Raw genomic sequence first — 21060 nt, forward strand, 5'->3', positions numbered from 1 at the left:
ATAAATTTATCTAACAATTAATTAATCAATTAAAACCCTCTCATTATGAAACGATTATTACTCTATTGTACTGTTTTTTTAGCTCCTTTTTTCATTAATGCTCAATTTTATTTTGAAGAAATTGCTAATTCTGGAATACCATCTGTAAATCAAGGTTCTACTGATTTAGCTGATGTAGACAATGATGGAGACATGGATATATTTATTACTGGAAACCAAGTTGGCACTTATATTGCCAAACTTTACCTAAATGACGGTAATGGCATTTTTTCAGAAAGTACTAGTAATAATTTTGAAGGCATCACCATAAGTAAAGTTACATTTTTTGATGCTGATGGAGATAATGATCAAGATATAATATATTTGGGATTCAACGGAAACAACAGAGTAACCAAACTTTATTTTAATGACGGCAATGGCAATTTCACCGAAGACACACAAAATAATTTTATTGGTATAAGCCGTGGAGATATAGCATTTGGTGATATTGATGGAGATAATGATAATGACCTTATATTAAGTGGAGAAATAGGTGCTACTGCAATTACAAACCTCTATTTAAATAATGGTAATGGTGTTTTTTCTATTGTAAGTAATACAGATTTCCCGCAAGTATCAGTAAGTAATTGTGAATTTCATGATATTGATGGAGATAATGATTTAGATTTATTTATCATGGGATATGATGGTACTGAATACTTAACTAAGTATTACTTTAATAATGGCTCTGGTTCTTTTACAGAGCAACCGTACCATCAATTTAATTCTGGAAATGGAAGTCTTTTATTCTTGGATGTAGACAATGATTCCGATGAGGATATAATAATTACTGGGGCTAATAGCAACACAAGTGGACAAAACACATCTGCCACAATATTCTTAAACCGAGATGATGCTCCTGGGTATTACACCTACCAAGGCCAACTATCTTATTTTTCTACTGTAGCCCATACTTACAGTTCCATAGATAATTCAGATCTAAATAATGACGGTAACCAAGATATAATTCTATGTGGTCTTGATGCATCAAACAATGCAAATACAAGTATTTATTTTGGTAATGGCGATGGTACTTTTGATTTATCGTTCGATTATGCTTTAATCGGTGTATACGACACAAAAATTAACCTTTTAGAAGATATTGATGGAGATGGGGATGATGACTTGTTTATAATTGGAAGTGATTTCTCTACAGCACAAGTTTATGGAAAAGTTTACAGAAATAATGAATTAGATATTATTAATCACCCAGATTATAGTGCTTTATTAGCTTTATATAATGAACTTAGCGGTGATAACTGGTCCAACAACACCAATTGGTTAGACATCACAAAACCTATTTCATCTTGGTATGGTATTACCGAAACTAATGGAAGAGTAACACATATCAATTTAAGACAAAATAACCTAAATGGTACTATCCCAAATTCGATTGAAAACCTCTCTAATCTTACGTTTCTTGATTTAGCTCAAAACAATCTAGTAGGTGAAATACCTAGGAATTTCGGTAATATTCAAACACTAGAATGGTTGGATCTTGCTGTGAATAATTTATCAGGATTTATACCAAATGAATTAACAAATTTACCAAACTTGACAAGATTAGGCTTAGGAATAAACAATTTAACTGGTACTATTCCAGATTTTACTCAACAGAATTTATTCGTTTTGACTTTTGACAACAACAATTTCCAGTTCGGTGATTTTGAAGATGAGTTTGTTTTCTACCAAAATAATATTTCTCAATTTTTATACACACCCCAACAAAATCTAGATGAAAACCATACTGTAGAGCAAACTTTGAATGTTGGCGATAATGTTACACTAACTTCAGCACCAGCAAGTGGAACGAACACCTATTACCAATGGTTTTTTGGTAACAATGCTATACCTGGCGCGAATTCTACATCATTAGAATTAGAAAATATTCAGTTGAATGAAATGGGAGTTTATACCTGTTATGCTTTTAACTCTATAATTCCTGGACTAACACCAAGAACAGGAATATCTACTCTAAATAGAAATCCTAGTTTACATCCAGAATATGATGATTTGGTAGCCTTTTACAATGCCACAAATGGAGATAATTGGACTAACAACACCAATTGGTTAACGGATGCACCAATAAATACTTGGTATGGCATTGGCACTTTATACGGAGATGGCAATTCAAGGGTAACATCCATTTATTTGAACAATAATAACCTATCTGGAATTATTCCAATTGAAATTGGAAACTTTTCTAATTTATTTAATTTAGGGTTATCCAATAATAATTTAAAAGGAAATATCCCGCAATCTATTGCTAATTTAATCCTGCTTGGAGGGATAGAAATTCAAAATAATAACTTAAGCGGTAATGTGCCCAACTTACTATTAAACAACTCTAACCTAACGTATCTCTATATGTGGGACAATAATTTTCAGTTTGGTGATTTTGAAAATGAATTCGCAAGATACCAAGTGCAAATGGGTAACGATTTTATATTCGCTCCACAAAAGAATATAGGTGAATTTTATAGCGAAGCCATAGGAGTTGGAAACTCAACAACGTTCAGTACCAATGTTAGGGGATCTCAAAATAACTATAACTGGTATAGAATTAATTCAGATGGAAGCGAAGGTGGTTTTGTTTCATCTGACGAAAGCATAAATGTTGCCATAAATACTACAGATGACTATAAATGGTATTATTATTACATAGCAACCAGCAACCTTGTCCCTGGGCTTGACCTTAGAAGTGAATATTTTAAATTAGGAGACCTTCCAACAAACCACCCAGATTATGATGCGCTTATAGCAATATACAATGCATTGGACGGCTCCAATTGGGACACCCCATGGAACATAAACGTACCAATACATGAATGGTCACCGTTTTTACATTTCCATCCTGAAAATGGTAGGCTAACCGCACTAAACTTACCATTTGGAGAATCAATTACTGGTGAAATACCAAAGGAGGTTGGAAATTTAACAGAATTAGAAAGGTTAAATATATTGGGACAAAACATTACAGGCAACGTTCCTTCTGAAATTTGGACCTTAACAAAATTGAGATCATTAGTCCTAGGGTCACAAGGCGACAGGCAATTACGTTTGCCCAATGGAGTTCCTCCAGAAATAGCCAATCTTCAAAATTTAGAATGGTTAAACATTACTTCAATCCCACTTACGCAACCTTTACAGCCAGAATTGTTCAATTTACCAAACTTGATAGGTTTAGAAATATCAGATTGTGGATTAACGGGAACACTCCCTATTGAGCTTGCCGAAATAGACTACGTTATTGCTCATAGCAACATGTTTGAAGGTGCAATTCCTTCTGAATTTATAAACTCGAGTGTCAACACCCTTCTTAATATTCGTAATAGCTACTTTGATTTTAACGATTTAGAACCCTTGGTACAGGCCAACAACTACGCAAATTTGCTGTACTCTCCTCAACGCACAAAAGACACACCTTTAGATTTGGAGTTTGCACCTGGAACAGACATTACCTTGACTATAGATGATACCAGACTCAACAAAAATAAAAACTCCAAAGGCGTGGGCGACAACTACCAATGGTTTAAGGATAGTGTGGCTATAAACGGAGCCAATGCAAGTAGCTATACTATTACAAATTCACAAGAATCTGATAGCGGTGTGTATTATTGTGAAATCACTAATAATTTGATTCCAGATTTAGTAATTATAAGGGCAGATATAATACTAGTCATTGATGCTAATTTATCAGTTTATGAAAATGATAAAAATAGTTTTAGTATCTACCCCAACCCAACTAAAAATAACATCAATATAAAATTAGAAAACTATAAAGAAGCTCATGCCACTTTATTCGATACTAACGGAAGAAAAATTTTAGAGCAAAAATTTAATCAAGGAAAATACTATTATGGATATAAGTAACTTAAATACTGGCATGTATTTATTTCATATAAAAACTAAAGACAATATTTTCATAAAACGTATAATAAAACAGTAGTTTAATTTTTAGTTTAGTTTAGTGAGTTTAAAATCCCCACTACTGGGGATTTTTTTCTATTACACACTTTTTGTATGTTTGAAAGCTATTATTAACCAATCAATATTCAATATGAAAAATTTAATTACCTCTTCCCTTTTACTATTTAGTATTAGTATTTGTTCTTTCTTAAATGCTCAAAGCTATGTTGGCTTTGCAGTAGATAATTATGCTGGAGTACACGGTTTAACATCTAATCCATCCAACGTTGTAGATTCTCGTTATAAAGCAGACATAAACTTAGTTTCTGCAAGTGCTTTTGGCGGTAGTGATTATTTTGGTATCAATTTAAGCGACGTTATTAAATCTGAAGATGGTTTCGATTTTGATGTGGATACTGAAAAATTTCCAACCAATGCCAATAACTTCTTTTTAAATGCGGATGTTTTAGGGCCTTCATTTATGTTCAATCTATCCCCTAAAAGTAGTGTTGGTGTTGTGAGTAGAGTGAGAGCCTTTTTCAACATAAATAATATCAACGGTGAACTTTATGAAAGTATAGCTGATGGTTTTGATATTGCAGAAGATTTCAGTTTTAACTCTGAAAACTTAACAGGCACAGTACATGCTTGGGCTGAAGTTGGTCTAGTTTACGGACGTATACTTATGGATAACGATACTAACTTTTTAAAAGCGGGTGTTACCTTAAAATATCTTCAAGGTGCTGGTGGTGTATTTGTAAATAGCCCTAATTTTAATGGGCAGTATAGTGCTGCAAACGAAACACTTACAACTACAGGAGAATTAGTTTATGGTATTAGTCAAGATTTTGACAACGACGATATTGAATTTGATAACTTAACTTCTGGTTTTGGTGCAGATATTGGATTTACTTATGAATTTAGACCCAACAAAATTAAAGATTCCTTAACTTCGAGAAAGCAAAACAAATATAAATTAAAAATTGGTGCGTCTATAACAGATATTGGCTCAATAGATTATAGCGAAAGTACCGTTACAACTTATAATGTAAATGGTACTGCCGATACTTCTGGCTATAGTGAAGACGACGATACTGAAGATTTCTTAGATGATAACTATACATTTACTGAAGCAACCGCTTCTCAAAAATTACAGTTACCTACAGCCTTTCATTTTTTAGCTGATTATCAAATTAAAAACAAATTATACATCAGTTTACAAACCAATTTATCATTAGTTAAAAAGAATACTGCTAATGCTAACAGTATCATAAACTCTGTTGTAGTATCGCCACGTTTAGAAACCAAATGGTTTAGCATTTATTCTCCAGTAAGTTTTAGACAATACGGAGATTTTGCCTGGGGTACCGGTTTAAGACTTGGGCCATTAATGGTAGGCTCTAGTTCTGTAATATCAAATTTAATATCAGATACATCAAAAACTACCGATGTTTATGTTGGTCTAAAAATACCAATCTATCAATAGAAATTAGATTAAAATAAAGTTTAAAAATCCCCACTACTGGGGATTTTTTGGTTTAAAAGTGATAATTAAATTTGAGAACTAATCTTAAAGTTATTCACAATGCAACCTCTTATAAAAAAACTCCTATTAATTGTCTTAATAGGTATTTCAAAAAGCTTGCTTGGACAAGATGCCCCTAAAACTGACATTTTAGATATTACAGGTAAAATAAAAAACAATTTACATTACTTAAATGCCACAACTGAATCTACTGATACTTTAGTTAAATATTTAAATTTTATTGAAAAAACAGAAAAATCAAGACGCAAAATTACTGGTTCTATTTCTTTTGGTTTAAATGGTAACGAAGTAGATAATAACAACTTATACATCATCACTACGGGTATGGAAGCTAATTATGATAATTATCCTTTAGAGGTTAGTGCAAAAACAGATTTACAAACTCAAATTACAAATGGAAAATTTGAAGAGAATTTTTCAACGCTTGATATTTCAATGGATTACAATCTTTTTAATTCTATTAATCATGAATCTTATGCTTTTGTAAAACGTACTAAAATTAAATTTTTAGGTATAGACCAACGCTATGAAATTGGAGGCGGCTACATATATAATTTTTATTCATCTTATCACAAGAATGGTGATGTCAATAAAAAACACCAAAGCATCCTAAAGAAAGGAACAAAACTATTAGACGAACTATATAAATGGAAAAAGAAATATTCTAAGAAAAAATTAACGAAAAAAGAAATCTATAAATGCCTTACTAATAATCTTTGTAGAAAAACAAAAGTTATTGACAAATCTGAAGTAGACACCTTATTTTCTGCCATGAATGACTATGAAAATATTTTTAAACGAAAATATAGTCATTTTAGAATTGCCTTTCTATTTGGCATAAACTATGAAATTGAAAAAACTCAAGATAGTTTGAGTTTATATGGCAAATCAAATGATACTATTTTTAAAAATACTTTTGAACCGACCAACCTTTACAGATTCGTTTTTGCTCCAAAATTTGAACTTCGGGGTGAAAAATATAAATGGAAAACAACCTGCTATTTTAAACAAGCTTTTATAAATTCAGAAGATAATATTTATACCAATGAGAGCTTGCTATCTACCCCTCCAACACAGCAAATATTAACCGATAAACAATCAGATTATTTCATAGACATACTAACATCTTTTGAATTTGAATTAAACAAAAGCTTAACTTTAATAGCGAGCTGGAACTACATTTATGATAATGCACCAAAAAGACAATTCTTTTTGGATACGGATGGTTTGTATAAAATTGCTAAAGCTGAGAATTCATTTACAGCAATAAATTTTAAATTGAAATATAAATTATAATGTAAACTAACTTGTAATTAGGTCTAAAAACCCCCACTAATGGGGATTTTTTTATGCTCATATTTCATCTAGATTTATAGAAACATTAGCAATACTTATGATAGCCCACAAAGAAATTATTAAAACTATAAATAGTCTAAAAAACGATGGAATTGTACTATCTAAAGATGGTATTTTAAAAGTCCTGAACGCCACAAAATCTATCACAGTCCATACGAAAACTGTAGAATCACTAATTTTCTTTTTATCTACTTTGGATACCATAAATGAACATAGAATTGATAGACTCACAAAAAGAGAATTGCAAATTCTAAGACTTATTGGTCATGGTAACAATTCTTCTAAAATAGCCGAAGAATTCAATCTAAGCCTATCAACTATAGAGACACATAGAAAAAACATAAGAAAAAATTAAATTTAGTAGGTAAAGGCAAACTCATTGAATTTGCCATATTACATAATCTAAGCAGACCTGATTAATATTACTAATCTATAATTAGGAAAAACTGAACCTAACCTGTTATATAAATATAAAGTGTGTATTACGCAACCTTTTTGAAAATGTGCATCTTATTAATAACTAAACACTACTAAAATGAAAATATTTCTAATAATTAGCTTACTTATAGTAGTCAATCTAATTTTCTTAGCTTTTAGTTCAAACGGAAAAACAGAACCTTAAATTATTTTTGTGATGACATTTTGGTAGTAAATGAGATGTACTAGTATACAACCATTCAAAAACTAATAACATGAAAATTGTTTTAATCATCACAGTATTGCTGCTTATCAATGGAATTCTTTTAGTATTCAGTACAAACAAAAAAACAGAACCTTGATTTAAGATTCTGTTTCTAAATTTGTCAACTCTAAAATTATCTAATTTACTTCTGGTAAAAAATTGTATTGTTTACTATAATTCAACATCTGTTCAGAAAAAGATTTTGGTTGTTCTACTTTTATCTTGGTAATTTCTCCATACTCATTATCAGCAACCAAAACAGGATTTACAAAACCACTATACGGGGCCGATGTAAATTGCTTGTTTCGTTCTAAAACTTCGGCATGAATTGCTTGATTTACTTTTACGCCATAACCTTCAACTAAAGCCTCTACAGCAGCATAATCACCTTCAGACTTTATACGTTGCGTTTCTCTTAATAACTGACCAAAAAGTTCATGTAATTTATCATAGTCGTTAATGTTGAAATAGGTTTTACCATCTCTAGTTACTTTTTCAATAACGTTATCCTTTTGCCCTTTTTCAAAAACCCAAGCAGAAACCCATTGCCTGTTTCTCATATGTGCTTCTTCTACATTATCGCCTAAATTTAAACGAATTAATTGCATCATTAAACCGTTTCTAATATAACCATCATAAGCTGCCATTCCTATTTTTTTCCAATCGTCAACTAATCCTAGTTCTTGTAATTTAGAATCGTATAAATAATACAAGCCTACCAAATCTGCACGCCCTTCTTCTAAAGTAGAGGCATAATTCTTTAAAGTTTCTTTGGTCTCTCCTACTCCCGGATTTAATTGTCCAGAGGCATGCCCAATCACTTCGTGCAATGCAGTATGTAATTTATCTGCTTGTTGTCCATATTTTTCTTCTAATTCATACTCTTCATCATCATGTACAAATTCTTTTAAGCGCCCTGAACTTCCAGCATTATTATAAGCATTCGTAATATTTCCTAGTGAAACCGATTTACTACCAACTGCTGCACGAATCCAATTTGCATTTGGTAAGTTTACACCAATTGGAGTACTTGGAGATGCATCTCCTGCCTCTCCTGCTACGTTTACAACTTTATAAGTAACACCAACAACATTTTTCTTTTTGTGAGCGTCCATTAATGGCGAATTATCTTCATACCATTGTGCGTTATCTGATATTACTTTCATCTTTTGAGACATATCAAAATCGTTTATCTGAACTATAGTTTCATAAGAACCTCTGTAGCCCAATGGGTCGTTATATACTTCAATAAAACTATTGATATAATCGATATTTCCCTCAGTAGCAGCAGTCCACGCAACATTATAGTCATCCCATGTCTGTAAGTCTCCTGTTTTATAATAATCAATCAGTAAACCTAGAGCATTTCCTTGAGCTTCGTTTTCAGCAACACCTTTTGCTAGTTCTAACCACTTGGTAATTTCATCAATAGCAGCGCCGTATAATCCGCCTGATTTGTAAACACGCTCTTTTAAAACACCATTTTCTTTAACCAATTGAGAGTTTAAACCATACGACAAAGGTTTTTCAGGGTTTGGCGATTTTTTGGCTTTGTAATACGCTTCAACATCAGCATTTGTAACATTTGGTCCGTAAAAATTAACTGCCGAAAGTCCTACATTATCAACACCTTTCGCTTGGTTTACTTTTTTAGAATCTTTATCATTAAAAATAACCGCAAAAGCTTCGCCTTCTAAAGTAGTATTCGTCTGCTTTAATAATTCAGCTAAATAATCAGAAGTGAATTCTGGTTTTATTTTATCATTTGAATAATGATGATGAATCCCGTTACTGAACCACACTCTCTTTAAATAAGTTTCAAAAGCGTTCCAATTATCTGAAGTTTTATCGCCTTTGTAATTCGTGTAAATGTTTTCTAAAGCTTTTCTAATTGTTAGGTTATGACGGTAATTTTGATCCCACATAATATCGCGCCCAGACAACCCAGCCTGAACCAAATAATACACTAGTTTTTGCTCTTTTAAAGTTAATTTTTCCCAACCAGGAATTTGATAACGTAGCACTTTAATATCCGCAAACGACTCCACATTATAGTCAAAACTTTTAGATGTTTTTGTTGAGGTAGTCTCAGTTTTTGTTGCGGATGTATCATTTCCACAGGATAACAGGGTTACCGCAACCATAAAAAGGCATAAATATTTTAGTTTCATAAGTTTTTTAGAATTTAATTTATTATCAGAAATTAGAGAATTAACGCTTTTTGATTATTGATTATCGTGAAATTTCAATTTTTAGTTATTGAAAATTCAATTTCACAGTAACAAATGTAACAATTTATTAATCGAAAATTAAAAATGTTTATATTTGTTTTACACAAACTAAACAACAAATTATGAAAGCGTTAAAGTATATTTTCTTTCTCTTGCTTATTGCCATAATAGGTCTTGCCATTTACATTGCGGTGCAGCCTAACTCATTTGAAGTAACGCGTACAAAAACCTTAAATGCACCCACTCCTGTTGTGTATAATAATGTGATTGACTATAAAAATTGGGAATCGTGGTCGTCTTGGGCAGATGAAGATCCTGATATGAAAATTACACTTGCAGAGCAAACCAATGGTGTTGGCGGATCTTACCAATGGGAAGATGAAGATGGTATTGGCACCATGAAAACTACTGCGGCTATACCAAATACCTCTATTACACAAGAGATGCAGTTTGCAGATTTTCCAAAGTCTGATGTTACATGGGATTTAAAACCTAATGAAGATGGCACAACAAAGGCTACTTGGACTATTTCTGGTAAGGATTTACCATTTGGCTTTAAGTTTTTTTCAGTTTTGATGGGAGGCATGGAAAAACAAATTGGCCCACATTACGAACGCAGTCTGGAAAAACTAGATAGTATTTTAGTAGCCAGTATGAAAAAATATAGTGTTACTGTAAATGGAGTTACAGAGCATGGTGGTGGTTTCTATATTTATAATACGGTGTCTTGTAAAATTCCTGATATGCCAAAGCATATTCAACAAATGATGCCGAAGTTGGGGGAATACGCCATGAAGAACAATATTAAAATGGCTGGAGCGCCTTTTAATTATTATCATAAATGGGATGAGGAAAATAATACTGTTATGTTTTCGTGTTGTGTGCCAACAATTGATAAAGTAACTTCTAATGAGCCCGATATATTAACAGGGCAATTACAATCTTTTAAAGCTATAAAAACAACACTTAAGGGCAACTATAGCAATTTAAAAGAAGCATGGGAAACAACTATGAAGCACATTGAAAAAAATGGTTTAATTACAGATGAAAACGGACCTGCATTAGAAGCCTATACTAACGACCCGATGGAACATCCAAACCCAGCAGATTGGACTACCGAAATTTACATTGCCTTAAAATAATATGAAACAACTTTTATTAGTTTTTTTAGGTGGTGGCGCTGGTAGCGTATTGCGTTACATTATTGGTAAATATTTAAATAGCCCCGAAACAGGAATTCCTTATGGTACATTTGCTGCCAACATTTTAGGGAGTTTATTAATTGGTGTTATTTTAGGATTGGCTGCAAAAAATGATGCGCTTTCTCAAAATCAAACTTTATTATTAGCTACTGGTTTTTGTGGTGGTTTTACAACCTTTTCTACGTTTGCTTATGAAAACCATGTGTTTTTAAAATCTGGTGATTTTATGAGTTTTGCAATTTATACTATTGCGAGTTTTGTTATTGGATTTTTGGCTGTTTTTGCTGGGATTTATTTTGTGAAGTAAGACTTGATTTTGTAAAAAAATCAGCTAACTTCGTTTAACGTCGGATATAAAACATTAAAACGATTTCATATCCGCTGAACAATTGGCAATAATTATGAAGAACAATTTGCAAAATTTGATTTTCACTCTATTTATGGGGCTTTCTCTTGTTTCACATGGACAAAGGGAAAAACCAAAGTATACCTTCAAAATGGACAAAGTTGCTGCGGAATTTGAATCTGAGCTTTCTCGAAAAAAGTGGATACGATAATGCAGGCTTTCTATCTGTTTGACAATGGACGAGGACCTGATGCAACTAAACTGTTTTTTTGGACGGAGCAAGGGAAAAGCTTTGTTAAGGCGATAAAAAATGCTAAAAAGAATGGAGTAAAAGAATTTGATTCGAAAGAATGCCCGGAGTTTTCAACGATGCTTGACTATTATTTTGAAAATATAAAAAATATCTCAAGCCCTATTTCAAAACCTAGATTGTCCGTTAGTCACAGCTATGGCTATTTAGTTAAATTAGAAATTAACAGAACGGAATTCAAAACGTATCTTAGAAATGAGAGACTAATGGATAATAACCACGCTCTAGTGGAATGGATTAATATGATTGCGGAGGTGGCTAAACCATACATTACGGATAAATAACTATTGCCAACAAAACCTAAAATTCATTGCTTGCGGATTTCCTAAACGGAAATCACGCGCAAAAAGTTATCTTTAGGTTCGGCTGGATTGTCCTTCGGACGAATCACAGCAACGAACCTTAGCCGAACCGTTAAACGAACTACCTCTTCTTAAACTTCATAACCCCAGCTTCCACCCTAGTTTTTAAATAATTTACTCTTGGTACAATTGGGCAAGAATATTTATCATTATAAGCGCAATATGGGTTGTAGGCTTTGTTAAAATCTAAAATTAGGGTATCGCCTTCTGGAATTCTAGCATCAATGTAACGGCCTCCACCATAACTTTCCAGTCCGTTTGTTTGGTCTAAAAAAGGTAAAAAGAGATAATCTTCAAAGCCTTCTTTGGTCATTAAATCTTTGCCTTGGTAAATGTTTAATTGGTATGGTTTGCCTTTTAATTCAAAATGCAATACGCCATATATGCGCTCTTTAGAGACACGTTCGGTTGTGGTTTTCATGTTAAACCATTCTGAATCTGGATTGTGTTTTAATGTTGCTTTTACAACATAGGTAGAATCAAACTTAAAAAATCCAAACCTTTAAATTTCTTCCTATCCTTGGTTTTTAATGGCGATGTGGATGCATCTTTATATTCGGCATTTAATTCTTTTTGAAATGCTGTTTCTCCTTTTAATGGTCGTTTTTTTGTGCACAACTTGTGCATACTATAACCATTACAAGCAATACTGACAATAATGTTTTGGTAATTGTTTGCTGATTTTCTCGCGTTAGGGATTGCAGAGTAAAGCCCACAGCCCGACGTAGGAGGTGCGAGGACTTGAAACGGAAAGCCCGACCGTAGCTTTTGCGGAGGTAACGCCCAAATAATTTATGCATTAGTTTTCTGGATTGAATGATGGATTGATATTGGTTTGATAATTCTGTAATAAATCTGTGGAAAAGGCATTAAAGGTATTCTCGTCAGCAAAGGATTTGATTTTATCTGGATCGAAATTTCCTTGTAAATAAAACGCCGAAATATCTGTGCCTTTACTTATAAAAATGATAGCATCTGTAACTATTACGCCTGCTTCTTTTACGGATATTATTTTGGTGTTTTCTAATTCGTTTTTTCGAAAAACATCAATATAATTGGTTTTTGTTACGGCATTCATTTCTGTAATTAAACTTTGCCGTTTTAGTGCATTTACGTTTTTAAACTTGATGTATTTAAAATCTGAAATATTACCTATGGCATGTTTTACTTGGGGAGAAATGTTACTGAGTACGGCTTTCATGAAATTAGGAACTTGGAAAGATGTGGTTCCTAAATCGGCTTTATGATTATTAAAAAATGATTGAAAACTGCTGCCGCAAGATGTGATAAAAAAGCAGAGTGTTATTACTAAAACTAATTTCTTCATTTTAAATAATTATAGTTGTAAACTGCAAGTTAAATATATTTTACCTAGATTTGAACTCTAAAAGAAATAAAAATGCGTAATAACGTCACTATTTATAGAAAGCAATGGACCTCTTGTTTAAAGACAAGTTGTTGGGCTGGTTATATATTGTGCTGATGTTTTTATGAATATTACAATATTGAACAGTCCGACTTCTTAGTCGGACTTTTTTTTGGTCTAAACTTTAAAATTTAAAAAAATGATTATGACATCGATTAACAAAAAACTTAGGGTCGCTTTAGCACAAACGGGAACTCAAAACATTGAACACATCAGATTCTTGCATCAGCAAGAATGACAAAAACATTAGAAAAAATTAGAACTCATAAACCATTCATAAGCTAAAAGTTAATGCCAGCGAAAAAAATCATGAATGCACCATGTATCCTCTAAGAAATAAGAATTACCAGATGAAAACACTTTACCACAATTACCTAAACACTTTTAAAGGCTTATCTCAAGAAGTATGGTGGCTTGCATTAATCACGTTGATTAATAGGGCTGGCACCATGGTTATTCCGTTTTTATCATTGTATTTAACTGAGGATTTAGGCTTTACGGTAAGTAATGTGGGTACTATTATGGCATGTTTTGGATTAGGTTCTGTTATTGGTTCGTGGTTGGGTGGAAAATTAACCGACAAAATTGGATACTACAAAGTAATGGTAAGGAGTTTGGTAAGTACTGGAATTTTGTTTATTGGTTTGCAATTTCTAAACACATTTGCATCTATCTGTTTAGGGATATTTTTGGTAATGTTGGTGGCAGATATGTTTCGTCCAGCTATGTTTGTTGCGTTAAGTGCTTATAGCAAACCAGAAAACAAAACCCGAAGTGTTACGCTTATTAGGCTTGCTATAAATTTAGGTTTTTCAGCGGGTCCTGCAGTTGGTGGTTTAATTATTACATCTATTGGTTACAGCGGTTTATTTTGGGTAGATGGCATTACGTGTTTATTGGCTACAGTTTTATTGATTTTAGTGTTGCATCCTAAAAAATCTAGAGTTCAAGATGATGTTAAAGTAGCATTACCAGAATCTGCTTATGGCGATAAAGCATTCATTATATTTTTGTTTGCTATGTTTTTATTTGGGTTTATATTTTTGCAATATTTCTCAACAATGCCTTTGTATTACAGAGATAGACATGCTTTAAATCCGTTTGATATTGGTTTGCTTTTAGGTATGAATGGTTTTCTGATTTTTTTACTAGAAATGCCATTAATTACTTGGTTAGAAAACAGCAGATGGTCTAAAATTTCATTGATTCTATTTGGTGGGTTTTTAACGGATTTAAGTTTTTTAGTATTGAATTTAACGAGTTGGACTGGAGTTTTAGTTATTGGCATGTTATTAATGACTATTGGAGAAATGATAGCGTTTCCTTTTTCTAATGCATTTGCTTATGACCGTGCAAAAAGGGGAACCAAGGCGAATATATGGCGTTGTATTCCATTGCTTTTTCTATGTCGCACATTTTTAGTCACAAGGCTGGAATGGAAATGGTTGCGCATTTAGGTTATGATAATACTTGGTATATCATTACAGGAATAGGTGGTATTTGTGTATTTTTAGTGTTCATTTTAAAACACTATTTGAGTAGTAAAAAAGAGTTGGTATAAATGAAAGATGTTATTATAATTGGCGGAGGCCCTATCGGTATTGCTTGCGCTTTAGAATGTAAAAAACGAAACTGGAATTATTTAATTATAGAAAAGGGAGCCTTAACCAACTCCCTTTTAATTACCCAAAGAACATGACGTTTTTCTCTACTTCTGAAAAGTTGGAGATTGATGCTATTCCATTTATTAGTAATAATTCGAAACCTAATAGAGATGAAGCTTTGGAATATTATAGACGTGTTGCAACTTCAAACCAAATACATATTAATTTATTTGAAACGGTTGAAAATTTAACGAGTGTTGGAGAACATTTTAAGGTTTCAACCAACAAATCTGATTATAAAACCAAGAAAATTATTTTGGCTACGGGGTTTTATGATATTCCTAATTTATTGAATGTTTCTGGGGAGGATTTACCTAAAGTTACCCATTATTACAAAGAAGCCCACCCATATGCTATGCAAGATATTGCAGTAGTTGGTGCAAGTAATTCATCAGTTGATGCTGCATTAGAAATTTATAGGAAAGGTGGACATGTAACTATGATTATTCGTGATAAAGAAATTGGTAAGCGCGTAAAATACTGGGTACGACCAGATATTATAAATCGTATTGAAGAAGGCAGCATTACTGCATATTTTAATTCTGAAATAACCGAAATAAAAGAAGATACGCTAACTTTTAAATCTCCTAGTGGTTTAAAAACAATTCCTAATGATTTTGTAGTTGCACTTACAGGCTACAAACCAAATTTTGACTTATTACATCAAATAGGAATTACATTATCTAATGATGAAAAAAAGCTTCCGCAATATAATTCTGAAACTATGGAAAGTAATGTAGAAGGGGTTTATTTAGCTGGTGTAATTTGTGGCGGTATGGAAACCCATAAATGGTTTATTGAAAATAGTAGAATTCATGCGAAACATATAGCAAATCATATAGAAAGATCCCTAATTTTTTGATTAAGACTACTACACTTAAAACCTTAGAATTACTTTATAGGAATAATTTCCTTTTGTTTTATAACACGAGATAAAACAATTTGAGTCTTAGATTCTCCATAAATAATTAAATTATCAATAAAAGCTTCTAAGTGCTTTTGATTTTTTAAAACCACTTCCATTACAATATTTTCATCGCCAGTAATCCGGTAGCAATTTACCACCTCATCAAAGGTTTTTACTTTTTCTAAAAAAGGTTTTAATTTCCCCATAAAAGCGCGTAATGTTATAATTGCTTTTAATTGATACCCTATTTCAAAAGGAGAAACTAGTGCTTTGTAGCCTTCAATAATACCTAAATCTTCCATTTTTTTTATACGCTCTGATACCGCTGGAGAACTTATCCCAACTTGCCTGCCAATTTCAGCATTAGATTGCCTCGCGTTTTGTTGTAAACACTTTAAAATCTTTGTATTAAGTTGATCTATATTCATTTAAGGTCTTTTGATAATAAAAACATAATAATTAAAGCAAATATACTAATTTACTTTAATTATTAAAGTTGAATGTCAATTCTTGTGACTAATTTTGGTACTGTTGCTAAGAAAAAATAGTCATGTCACACAATACCCCAGTAAATCTATCGGAATTACCGATTTATAAAAAAGCAATTGAGATATTTGCCTTGTCTCAAAATATTTCATTGTACTTAAATGAAGACTTAGCACCATTACAAGATGATGGTTCTGAGGACAATAACATTTATTTCTCTGGAGATATAGTTCAACATTCAGTTTCTTTAGCTCCTGAAATTGCTAATGCAGAACGTGAGCGTTATTCAGAAAGAAAGCATAGACATCTTGCTTCTCTCAGACGTCTTACAAATACTTTATATAAAAATTCTTATCGTTTAGAAAAAAGTAACAGTAATGGCAAAGACTTTCTACCTGTTTTAAGACGTGAGTTAAAAAATTCAAAAAGTTGCAACATAACTGGATGTTGACTTTATAATTTTAGTTTACTTTTTCAAATTTTTGAGCACACCCTTCTATACATTGATACCAAAGTATTAAGTTTCCACTTACGGGTAAATCAAAATATACTCGTGCAGAACGAGAACTACATGTGTTAGGGATAATTTCTCCATCATTTTGTGTATCAGAATCTGTGATGAGTTTATAAGTTCCTGTTTCCTTATCTCCTACTTCACTAGACATAAAACACAATACGCCATTAATACTTATAGTGCCATCACTAAAAAATTCAATAACCCGATTACTAGAGATAGGTTGAAACGTTCCACTACCATCTCCTGGATCTGCTAGTTGTTCTATGAGTTTCCATTTTCCTATTAGTCCTGTTTCATCGGTTGGTTTACCATCATCTGATGAACAACTCTCTAAAATTAGTAAAGTAAAAATGAATAAATAAGTTCTCATAATTTGAAAGTTTGTTTTTATTAAGATGAACAAATTGCAAAATGGTTGCGTAATAAACTTTATCAATGTGATTAAGTTTGCTTTCATTGATAGAACTAGTTTATTTAGATCCCGAGAAAACTCGGGATAAGCGATTCACACAAGTTTTTTTCAAAAACTTGGTGCTCTGCTTACATGTTTCTACGATACTGCCCTCCTACTTCAAACAATGCTTTAGTTATTTGTCCTAAAGAGCATACTTTACAAACTTCCATTAAAGCTTCAAAAATATTTTCATTTTCTACCGCTTTTTTCTGCAAGTCTTTTAATAATATTGAAGTATCATTTGCTTTATGAAGATTTTCTAAAGTCTTGATTTGAAATTCTTTTTCTTCTTCCGTAGCTCGAATCACTTCCGCAGGTAAAACTGTTGGAGACCCTTTACTGCTTAAAAAGGTATTAACACCAATAATTGGGAATTTCCCATTGTGCTTCAATGTTTCATAATACAAACTCTCTTCTTGGATTTTAGAACGCTGATACATAGTTTCCATAGCGCCTAAAACACCTCCTCGTTCAGTAATTCTATCAAACTCTAATAAAACAGCTTCTTCAACTAAATCAGTTAACTCTTCAATAATAAATGATCCTTGAATAGGGTTTTCATTTTTAGCCAACCCTAATTCTTTGTTTATAATCAACTGAATAGCCATGGCACGACGTACAGATTCTTCGGTAGGGGTTGTTATAGCCTCATCGTAAGCATTGGTGTGAAGCGAATTACAATTATCATAAATAGCATATAATGCTTGAAGTGTGGTACGAATATCATTAAAATCAATTTCTTGAGCATGCAAACTTCTACCTGAAGTTTGAATATGATACTTCAGCATTTGCGCTCTGGCGTTAGCTCCATATTTATGTTTCATCGCTTTGGCCCAAATTTTACGAGCAACACGACCTATAACAGCATATTCTGGATCGATTCCGTTTGAAAAGAAGAACGATAAATTTGGACCGAACTTATTGATGTCCATGCCTCTACTCAAATAGTATTCTACATATGTGAATCCATTTGATAAGGTTAAGGCTAACTGCGTAATTGGATTCGCACCAGCTTCTGCAATATGATAACCAGAAATAGACACCGAATAAAAATTACGAACATTATTATCTATAAAATACTCTTGCACATCTCCCATTAACCGCAATGCAAACTCCGTTGAAAAAATACATGTGTTTTGTGCCTGATCTTCTTTTAAAATATCTGCTTGAACTGTTCCTCTAACTTGAGCAATAGTTTTTGTTTTGATATCTAGATAAATAGCTTCTGGTAACACTTGATTTCCTGTAACACCTAAAAGCATTAACCCTAAGCCATTATTCCCTTCTGGTAAATCACCACTCGTATTTTGGACGCTCTTTTTGGTTATAAATTTTAGCTATTTTGGCTTCTACTTCTTTTTCTAAACCTTTTTCTCTAATGTAGATTTCGCATTGTTGATCTATGGCTGCATTCATGAAGAAACCCAACAACATAGGTGCTGGTCCATTAATAGTCATGCTTACAGAGGTCATAACATCTGCAAGATTAAAACCAGAATACAGTTTTTTTGCATCATCTAAACAACAAATTGATACTCCTGCATTACCAATTTTTCCGTAAATATCTGGTCGATAATCTGGATCGTTTCCATAAAGTGTAACACTATCAAAAGCAGTAGATAAACGTTTTGCTGGCAAACCTGCGCTTACGTAATGAAAACGCTTGTTTGTGCGTTCTGGTCCACCCTCACCTGCAAACATTCTCGCAGGATCTTCTCCGGTTCTTTTAAATGGATATAAACCTGATGAGAATGGAAATTCCCCAGGAACATTCTCTTGTAAACACCATCTTAGAATATCTCCCCAAGCTTGATATTTTGGAAGTGCTACCTTAGGAATTTGAGTATGTGATAAAGATTCTGTTTGAGTTTCTATTTTAATTTCTTTATCTCTTACTTTAAAAGTGTAAATAGGGTTCTGGTATTTATTAACTTTTTCATCCCAGCTTGTAATTACTTCCCAATTGTACGGATCTAAATCGAGCTTTACTCTATCAAATTCTGAAATTAATAGTTTTATAAAATCTTTATTATCGTCCTGAACTTGCTTTATGATTTCATCAGAATCAATTCCAGACTTACTCAAATGAGATTTCTCACTATCGTTCGAAATGACAGCAACAGAACAAATAGTCTTATAGATGCCATAAAGCTTTTGAGACACTTCTGCCTGTTCTGAAGCTTTTTTATCATAAGCACGATTATTTTCAGCAATCTCAGATAAATATCGCGTTCTAGAAGGCGGAATCACAAAAATCTTTTCACTCATTTCATTTGAAATAGCAAAAGTAGAATTCAAATCTGAATCTGCTTTTTCAACCAGCTTATCCATAACCGCTTTGTATAGCGTATTCATTCCAGGGTCATTAAATTGAGAAGCAATCGTCCCAAAAACTGGTAAGTCTTCTTGGGCAACATCCCAAAGATTATTATTACGCATATATTGCTTTTTTACATCACGTAATGCATCCAGAGCACCTCTTTTATCAAACTTGTTTATGGCAACTAAATCAGCAAAATCTAGCATATCAATCTTTTCAAGTTGTGTTGCTGCACCAAACTCAGAAGTCATAACATATAAAGAAACATCTGAATGTTCAATAATTTCAGTATCAGATTGCCCAATTCCAGAAGTCTCCAAAATAATTAAATCGTATTCTGCAGCTTTTAAAACTTCAACAGCTTCATTAACATGTTTGGATAATGCTAAATTAGATTGACGTGTTGCCAAACTTCGCATGTAAACCCTAGAGTTATTTATGGAATTCATTCTAATTCTATCACCTAATAAAGCACCACCAGTTTTACGTTTTGAAGGATCAACAGAAATAATCCCAACTGTTTTCATTGGGAAATCAATTAAAAAGCGTCTTACCAACTCATCAACTAAACTAGATTTCCCTGCACCTCCTGTACCAGTAATTCCTAGAACTGGAGTTTTTGAATTTTCATTTTTGGTGTGAATTTTATCTAAAGTATCTTTTGCTATTTCATGAAAATTTTCAGCAGATGAAATAACTCTTGCAATAGCTTCTGGTTTTTTATCTTTTAGATTATTTACTTGAATATTCAACTTATCTCCAATTGCAAAATCAGATTGCTCAACTAAATCATTAATCATCCCTTGCAAACCCATCTCTCGACCATCATCTGGCGAATAAATTCGAGAAATACCATAATCCATTAAATCTTTGATTTCAGAGGGTAAAATAACACCGCCTCCACCTCCAAAAATCTTAATATGTTCAGAACCTCTTTCTTTCAAGAGGTCATACATATATTTAAAATACTCATTATGCCCACCTTGGTAAGAGGTTAAACAAATAGCATTTACATCTTCTTGAATAGCAGTATTTACAACTTCTTCAACACTTCTATCATGCCCTAAATGAATTACTTCTACACCTGTTGCCTGTATAATACGACGCATTATATTAATAGACGCATCATGTCCATCAAAAAGTGATGCTGCTGTTACAATTCTAACTTTATACTTAGGCTTATAAGTGAAAGGTTGATTCATTCTGAAAAAAATTAGATTTTATGTGATGCAATTTACGAATAATTCAAAATAATAATCAATTCATAATAAATTATTCAAAACTAATTATAGGGTGCATTACT

16 protein-coding genes and 3 pseudogenes are annotated in these 21060 nt (G+C 32.5%); 11 read left to right on the forward strand and 8 right to left on the reverse strand.

The features are described 5' to 3' along the window. The first annotated feature begins 45 nt into the window (after positions 1 to 45). From AC0L5U_RS04685 to AC0L5U_RS04705, 5 genes are all read left to right on the forward strand, one after another. Positions 46 to 3912: an FG-GAP-like repeat-containing protein gene (locus tag AC0L5U_RS04685; RefSeq protein ID WP_473414911.1), complete on the forward strand. Its 3867-nt coding sequence runs from the start codon at positions 46 to 48 to the stop codon at positions 3910 to 3912. 13 nt (positions 3913 to 3925) lie between these two features. Then, complete coding sequence (locus tag AC0L5U_RS04690; RefSeq protein ID WP_473416168.1) at positions 3926 to 3988, forward strand: hypothetical protein; 63 nt, start codon at positions 3926 to 3928, stop codon at positions 3986 to 3988. A 111-nt stretch (positions 3989 to 4099) separates the two neighbouring features. After that, entirely contained in the window at positions 4100 to 5434 is a 1335-nt protein-coding gene (locus tag AC0L5U_RS04695) for a DUF5723 family protein (protein ID WP_473414912.1), read from the forward strand. A gap of 99 nt (positions 5435 to 5533) precedes the next feature. Then, positions 5534 to 6790 (forward strand): hypothetical protein, encoded by a 1257-nt coding sequence (locus AC0L5U_RS04700; protein ID WP_473414913.1) that lies wholly within the window; start codon positions 5534 to 5536, stop codon positions 6788 to 6790. Positions 6791 to 6887: 97 nt separating this feature from the next. Next, on the forward strand, positions 6888 to 7205 hold the full coding sequence (locus AC0L5U_RS04705; RefSeq protein WP_473414914.1) for a response regulator transcription factor: 318 nt from the start codon (positions 6888 to 6890) through the stop codon (positions 7203 to 7205). Between the two features lie 464 nt (positions 7206 to 7669). Here the strand turns inward: AC0L5U_RS04705 and AC0L5U_RS04710 are convergent, their stop codons facing one another. After that, positions 7670 to 9703: a dipeptidyl-peptidase 3 family protein gene (locus AC0L5U_RS04710; protein ID WP_473414915.1), complete on the reverse strand. Its 2034-nt coding sequence runs from the start codon at positions 9701 to 9703 to the stop codon at positions 7670 to 7672. A 182-nt stretch (positions 9704 to 9885) separates the two neighbouring features. On the opposite strand from AC0L5U_RS04710, the gene AC0L5U_RS04715 reads away from it, so the two are divergent. From AC0L5U_RS04715 to AC0L5U_RS04725, 3 genes are all read left to right on the forward strand, one after another. Further along, positions 9886 to 10905 (forward strand): SRPBCC family protein, encoded by a 1020-nt coding sequence (locus tag AC0L5U_RS04715; RefSeq protein WP_473414916.1) that lies wholly within the window; start codon positions 9886 to 9888, stop codon positions 10903 to 10905. Position 10906: 1 nt separating this feature from the next. Continuing rightward, positions 10907 to 11272, forward strand: a complete 366-nt coding sequence (crcB, locus tag AC0L5U_RS04720; protein ID WP_473414918.1) for a fluoride efflux transporter CrcB — start codon at positions 10907 to 10909, stop codon at positions 11270 to 11272. Positions 11273 to 11509: 237 nt separating this feature from the next. Beyond that, a complete protein-coding gene (locus AC0L5U_RS04725; RefSeq protein ID WP_473414919.1) occupies positions 11510 to 11905 on the forward strand; it encodes a hypothetical protein in 396 nt (131 codons plus the stop codon). Positions 11906 to 12044: 139 nt separating this feature from the next. Here the strand turns inward: AC0L5U_RS04725 and AC0L5U_RS04730 are convergent. From AC0L5U_RS04730 to AC0L5U_RS04740, 3 genes and pseudogenes are all read right to left on the reverse strand, one after another. Next, positions 12045 to 12416, reverse strand: a pseudogene (locus AC0L5U_RS04730) (DUF1684 domain-containing protein); the annotation flags it as partial. Positions 12417 to 12445: 29 nt separating this feature from the next. After that, positions 12446 to 12610 (reverse strand): hypothetical protein, encoded by a 165-nt coding sequence (locus AC0L5U_RS04735; protein ID WP_473414920.1) that lies wholly within the window; start codon positions 12608 to 12610, stop codon positions 12446 to 12448. A 172-nt stretch (positions 12611 to 12782) separates the two neighbouring features. Further along, positions 12783 to 13310, reverse strand: coding sequence for a DUF4252 domain-containing protein (locus AC0L5U_RS04740; RefSeq protein ID WP_473414921.1), 528 nt, complete (start codon positions 13308 to 13310; stop codon positions 12783 to 12785). A 449-nt stretch (positions 13311 to 13759) separates the two neighbouring features. Here AC0L5U_RS04740 and AC0L5U_RS04745 point away from each other — a divergent pair. Together AC0L5U_RS04745 and AC0L5U_RS04750 are read left to right on the forward strand one after the other, a co-directional pair. Beyond that, a pseudogene (locus AC0L5U_RS04745) lies at positions 13760 to 14970 on the forward strand (MDR family MFS transporter). Further along, positions 14971 to 15935, forward strand: a pseudogene (locus tag AC0L5U_RS04750) (YpdA family putative bacillithiol disulfide reductase). Positions 15936 to 15964: 29 nt separating this feature from the next. Here the strand turns inward: AC0L5U_RS04750 and AC0L5U_RS04755 are convergent. Beyond that, complete coding sequence (locus AC0L5U_RS04755) at positions 15965 to 16408, reverse strand: Lrp/AsnC family transcriptional regulator (RefSeq protein WP_473414923.1); 444 nt, start codon at positions 16406 to 16408, stop codon at positions 15965 to 15967. Between the two features lie 122 nt (positions 16409 to 16530). Between AC0L5U_RS04755 and AC0L5U_RS04760 the strand changes: the two genes are divergently transcribed. Next, on the forward strand, positions 16531 to 16917 hold the full coding sequence (locus tag AC0L5U_RS04760; RefSeq protein ID WP_473414925.1) for a hypothetical protein: 387 nt from the start codon (positions 16531 to 16533) through the stop codon (positions 16915 to 16917). 10 nt (positions 16918 to 16927) lie between these two features. On the opposite strand, the gene AC0L5U_RS04765 is transcribed toward AC0L5U_RS04760, so the two are convergent. The 3 genes from AC0L5U_RS04765 to AC0L5U_RS04775 form a co-directional block, all read right to left on the reverse strand. Beyond that, a complete protein-coding gene (locus AC0L5U_RS04765) occupies positions 16928 to 17353 on the reverse strand; it encodes a hypothetical protein (RefSeq protein WP_473414926.1) in 426 nt (141 codons plus the stop codon). Between the two features lie 170 nt (positions 17354 to 17523). Further along, positions 17524 to 18699 (reverse strand): methylmalonyl-CoA mutase family protein, encoded by a 1176-nt coding sequence (locus tag AC0L5U_RS04770; RefSeq protein WP_473414927.1) that lies wholly within the window; start codon positions 18697 to 18699, stop codon positions 17524 to 17526. A gap of 31 nt (positions 18700 to 18730) precedes the next feature. After that, entirely contained in the window at positions 18731 to 20959 is a 2229-nt protein-coding gene (locus AC0L5U_RS04775; protein WP_473414928.1) for a methylmalonyl-CoA mutase family protein, read from the reverse strand. Positions 20960 to 21060: the final 101 nt, after the last annotated feature.

This window comes from Jejuia sp. G7-7, from assembly GCF_055808955.1.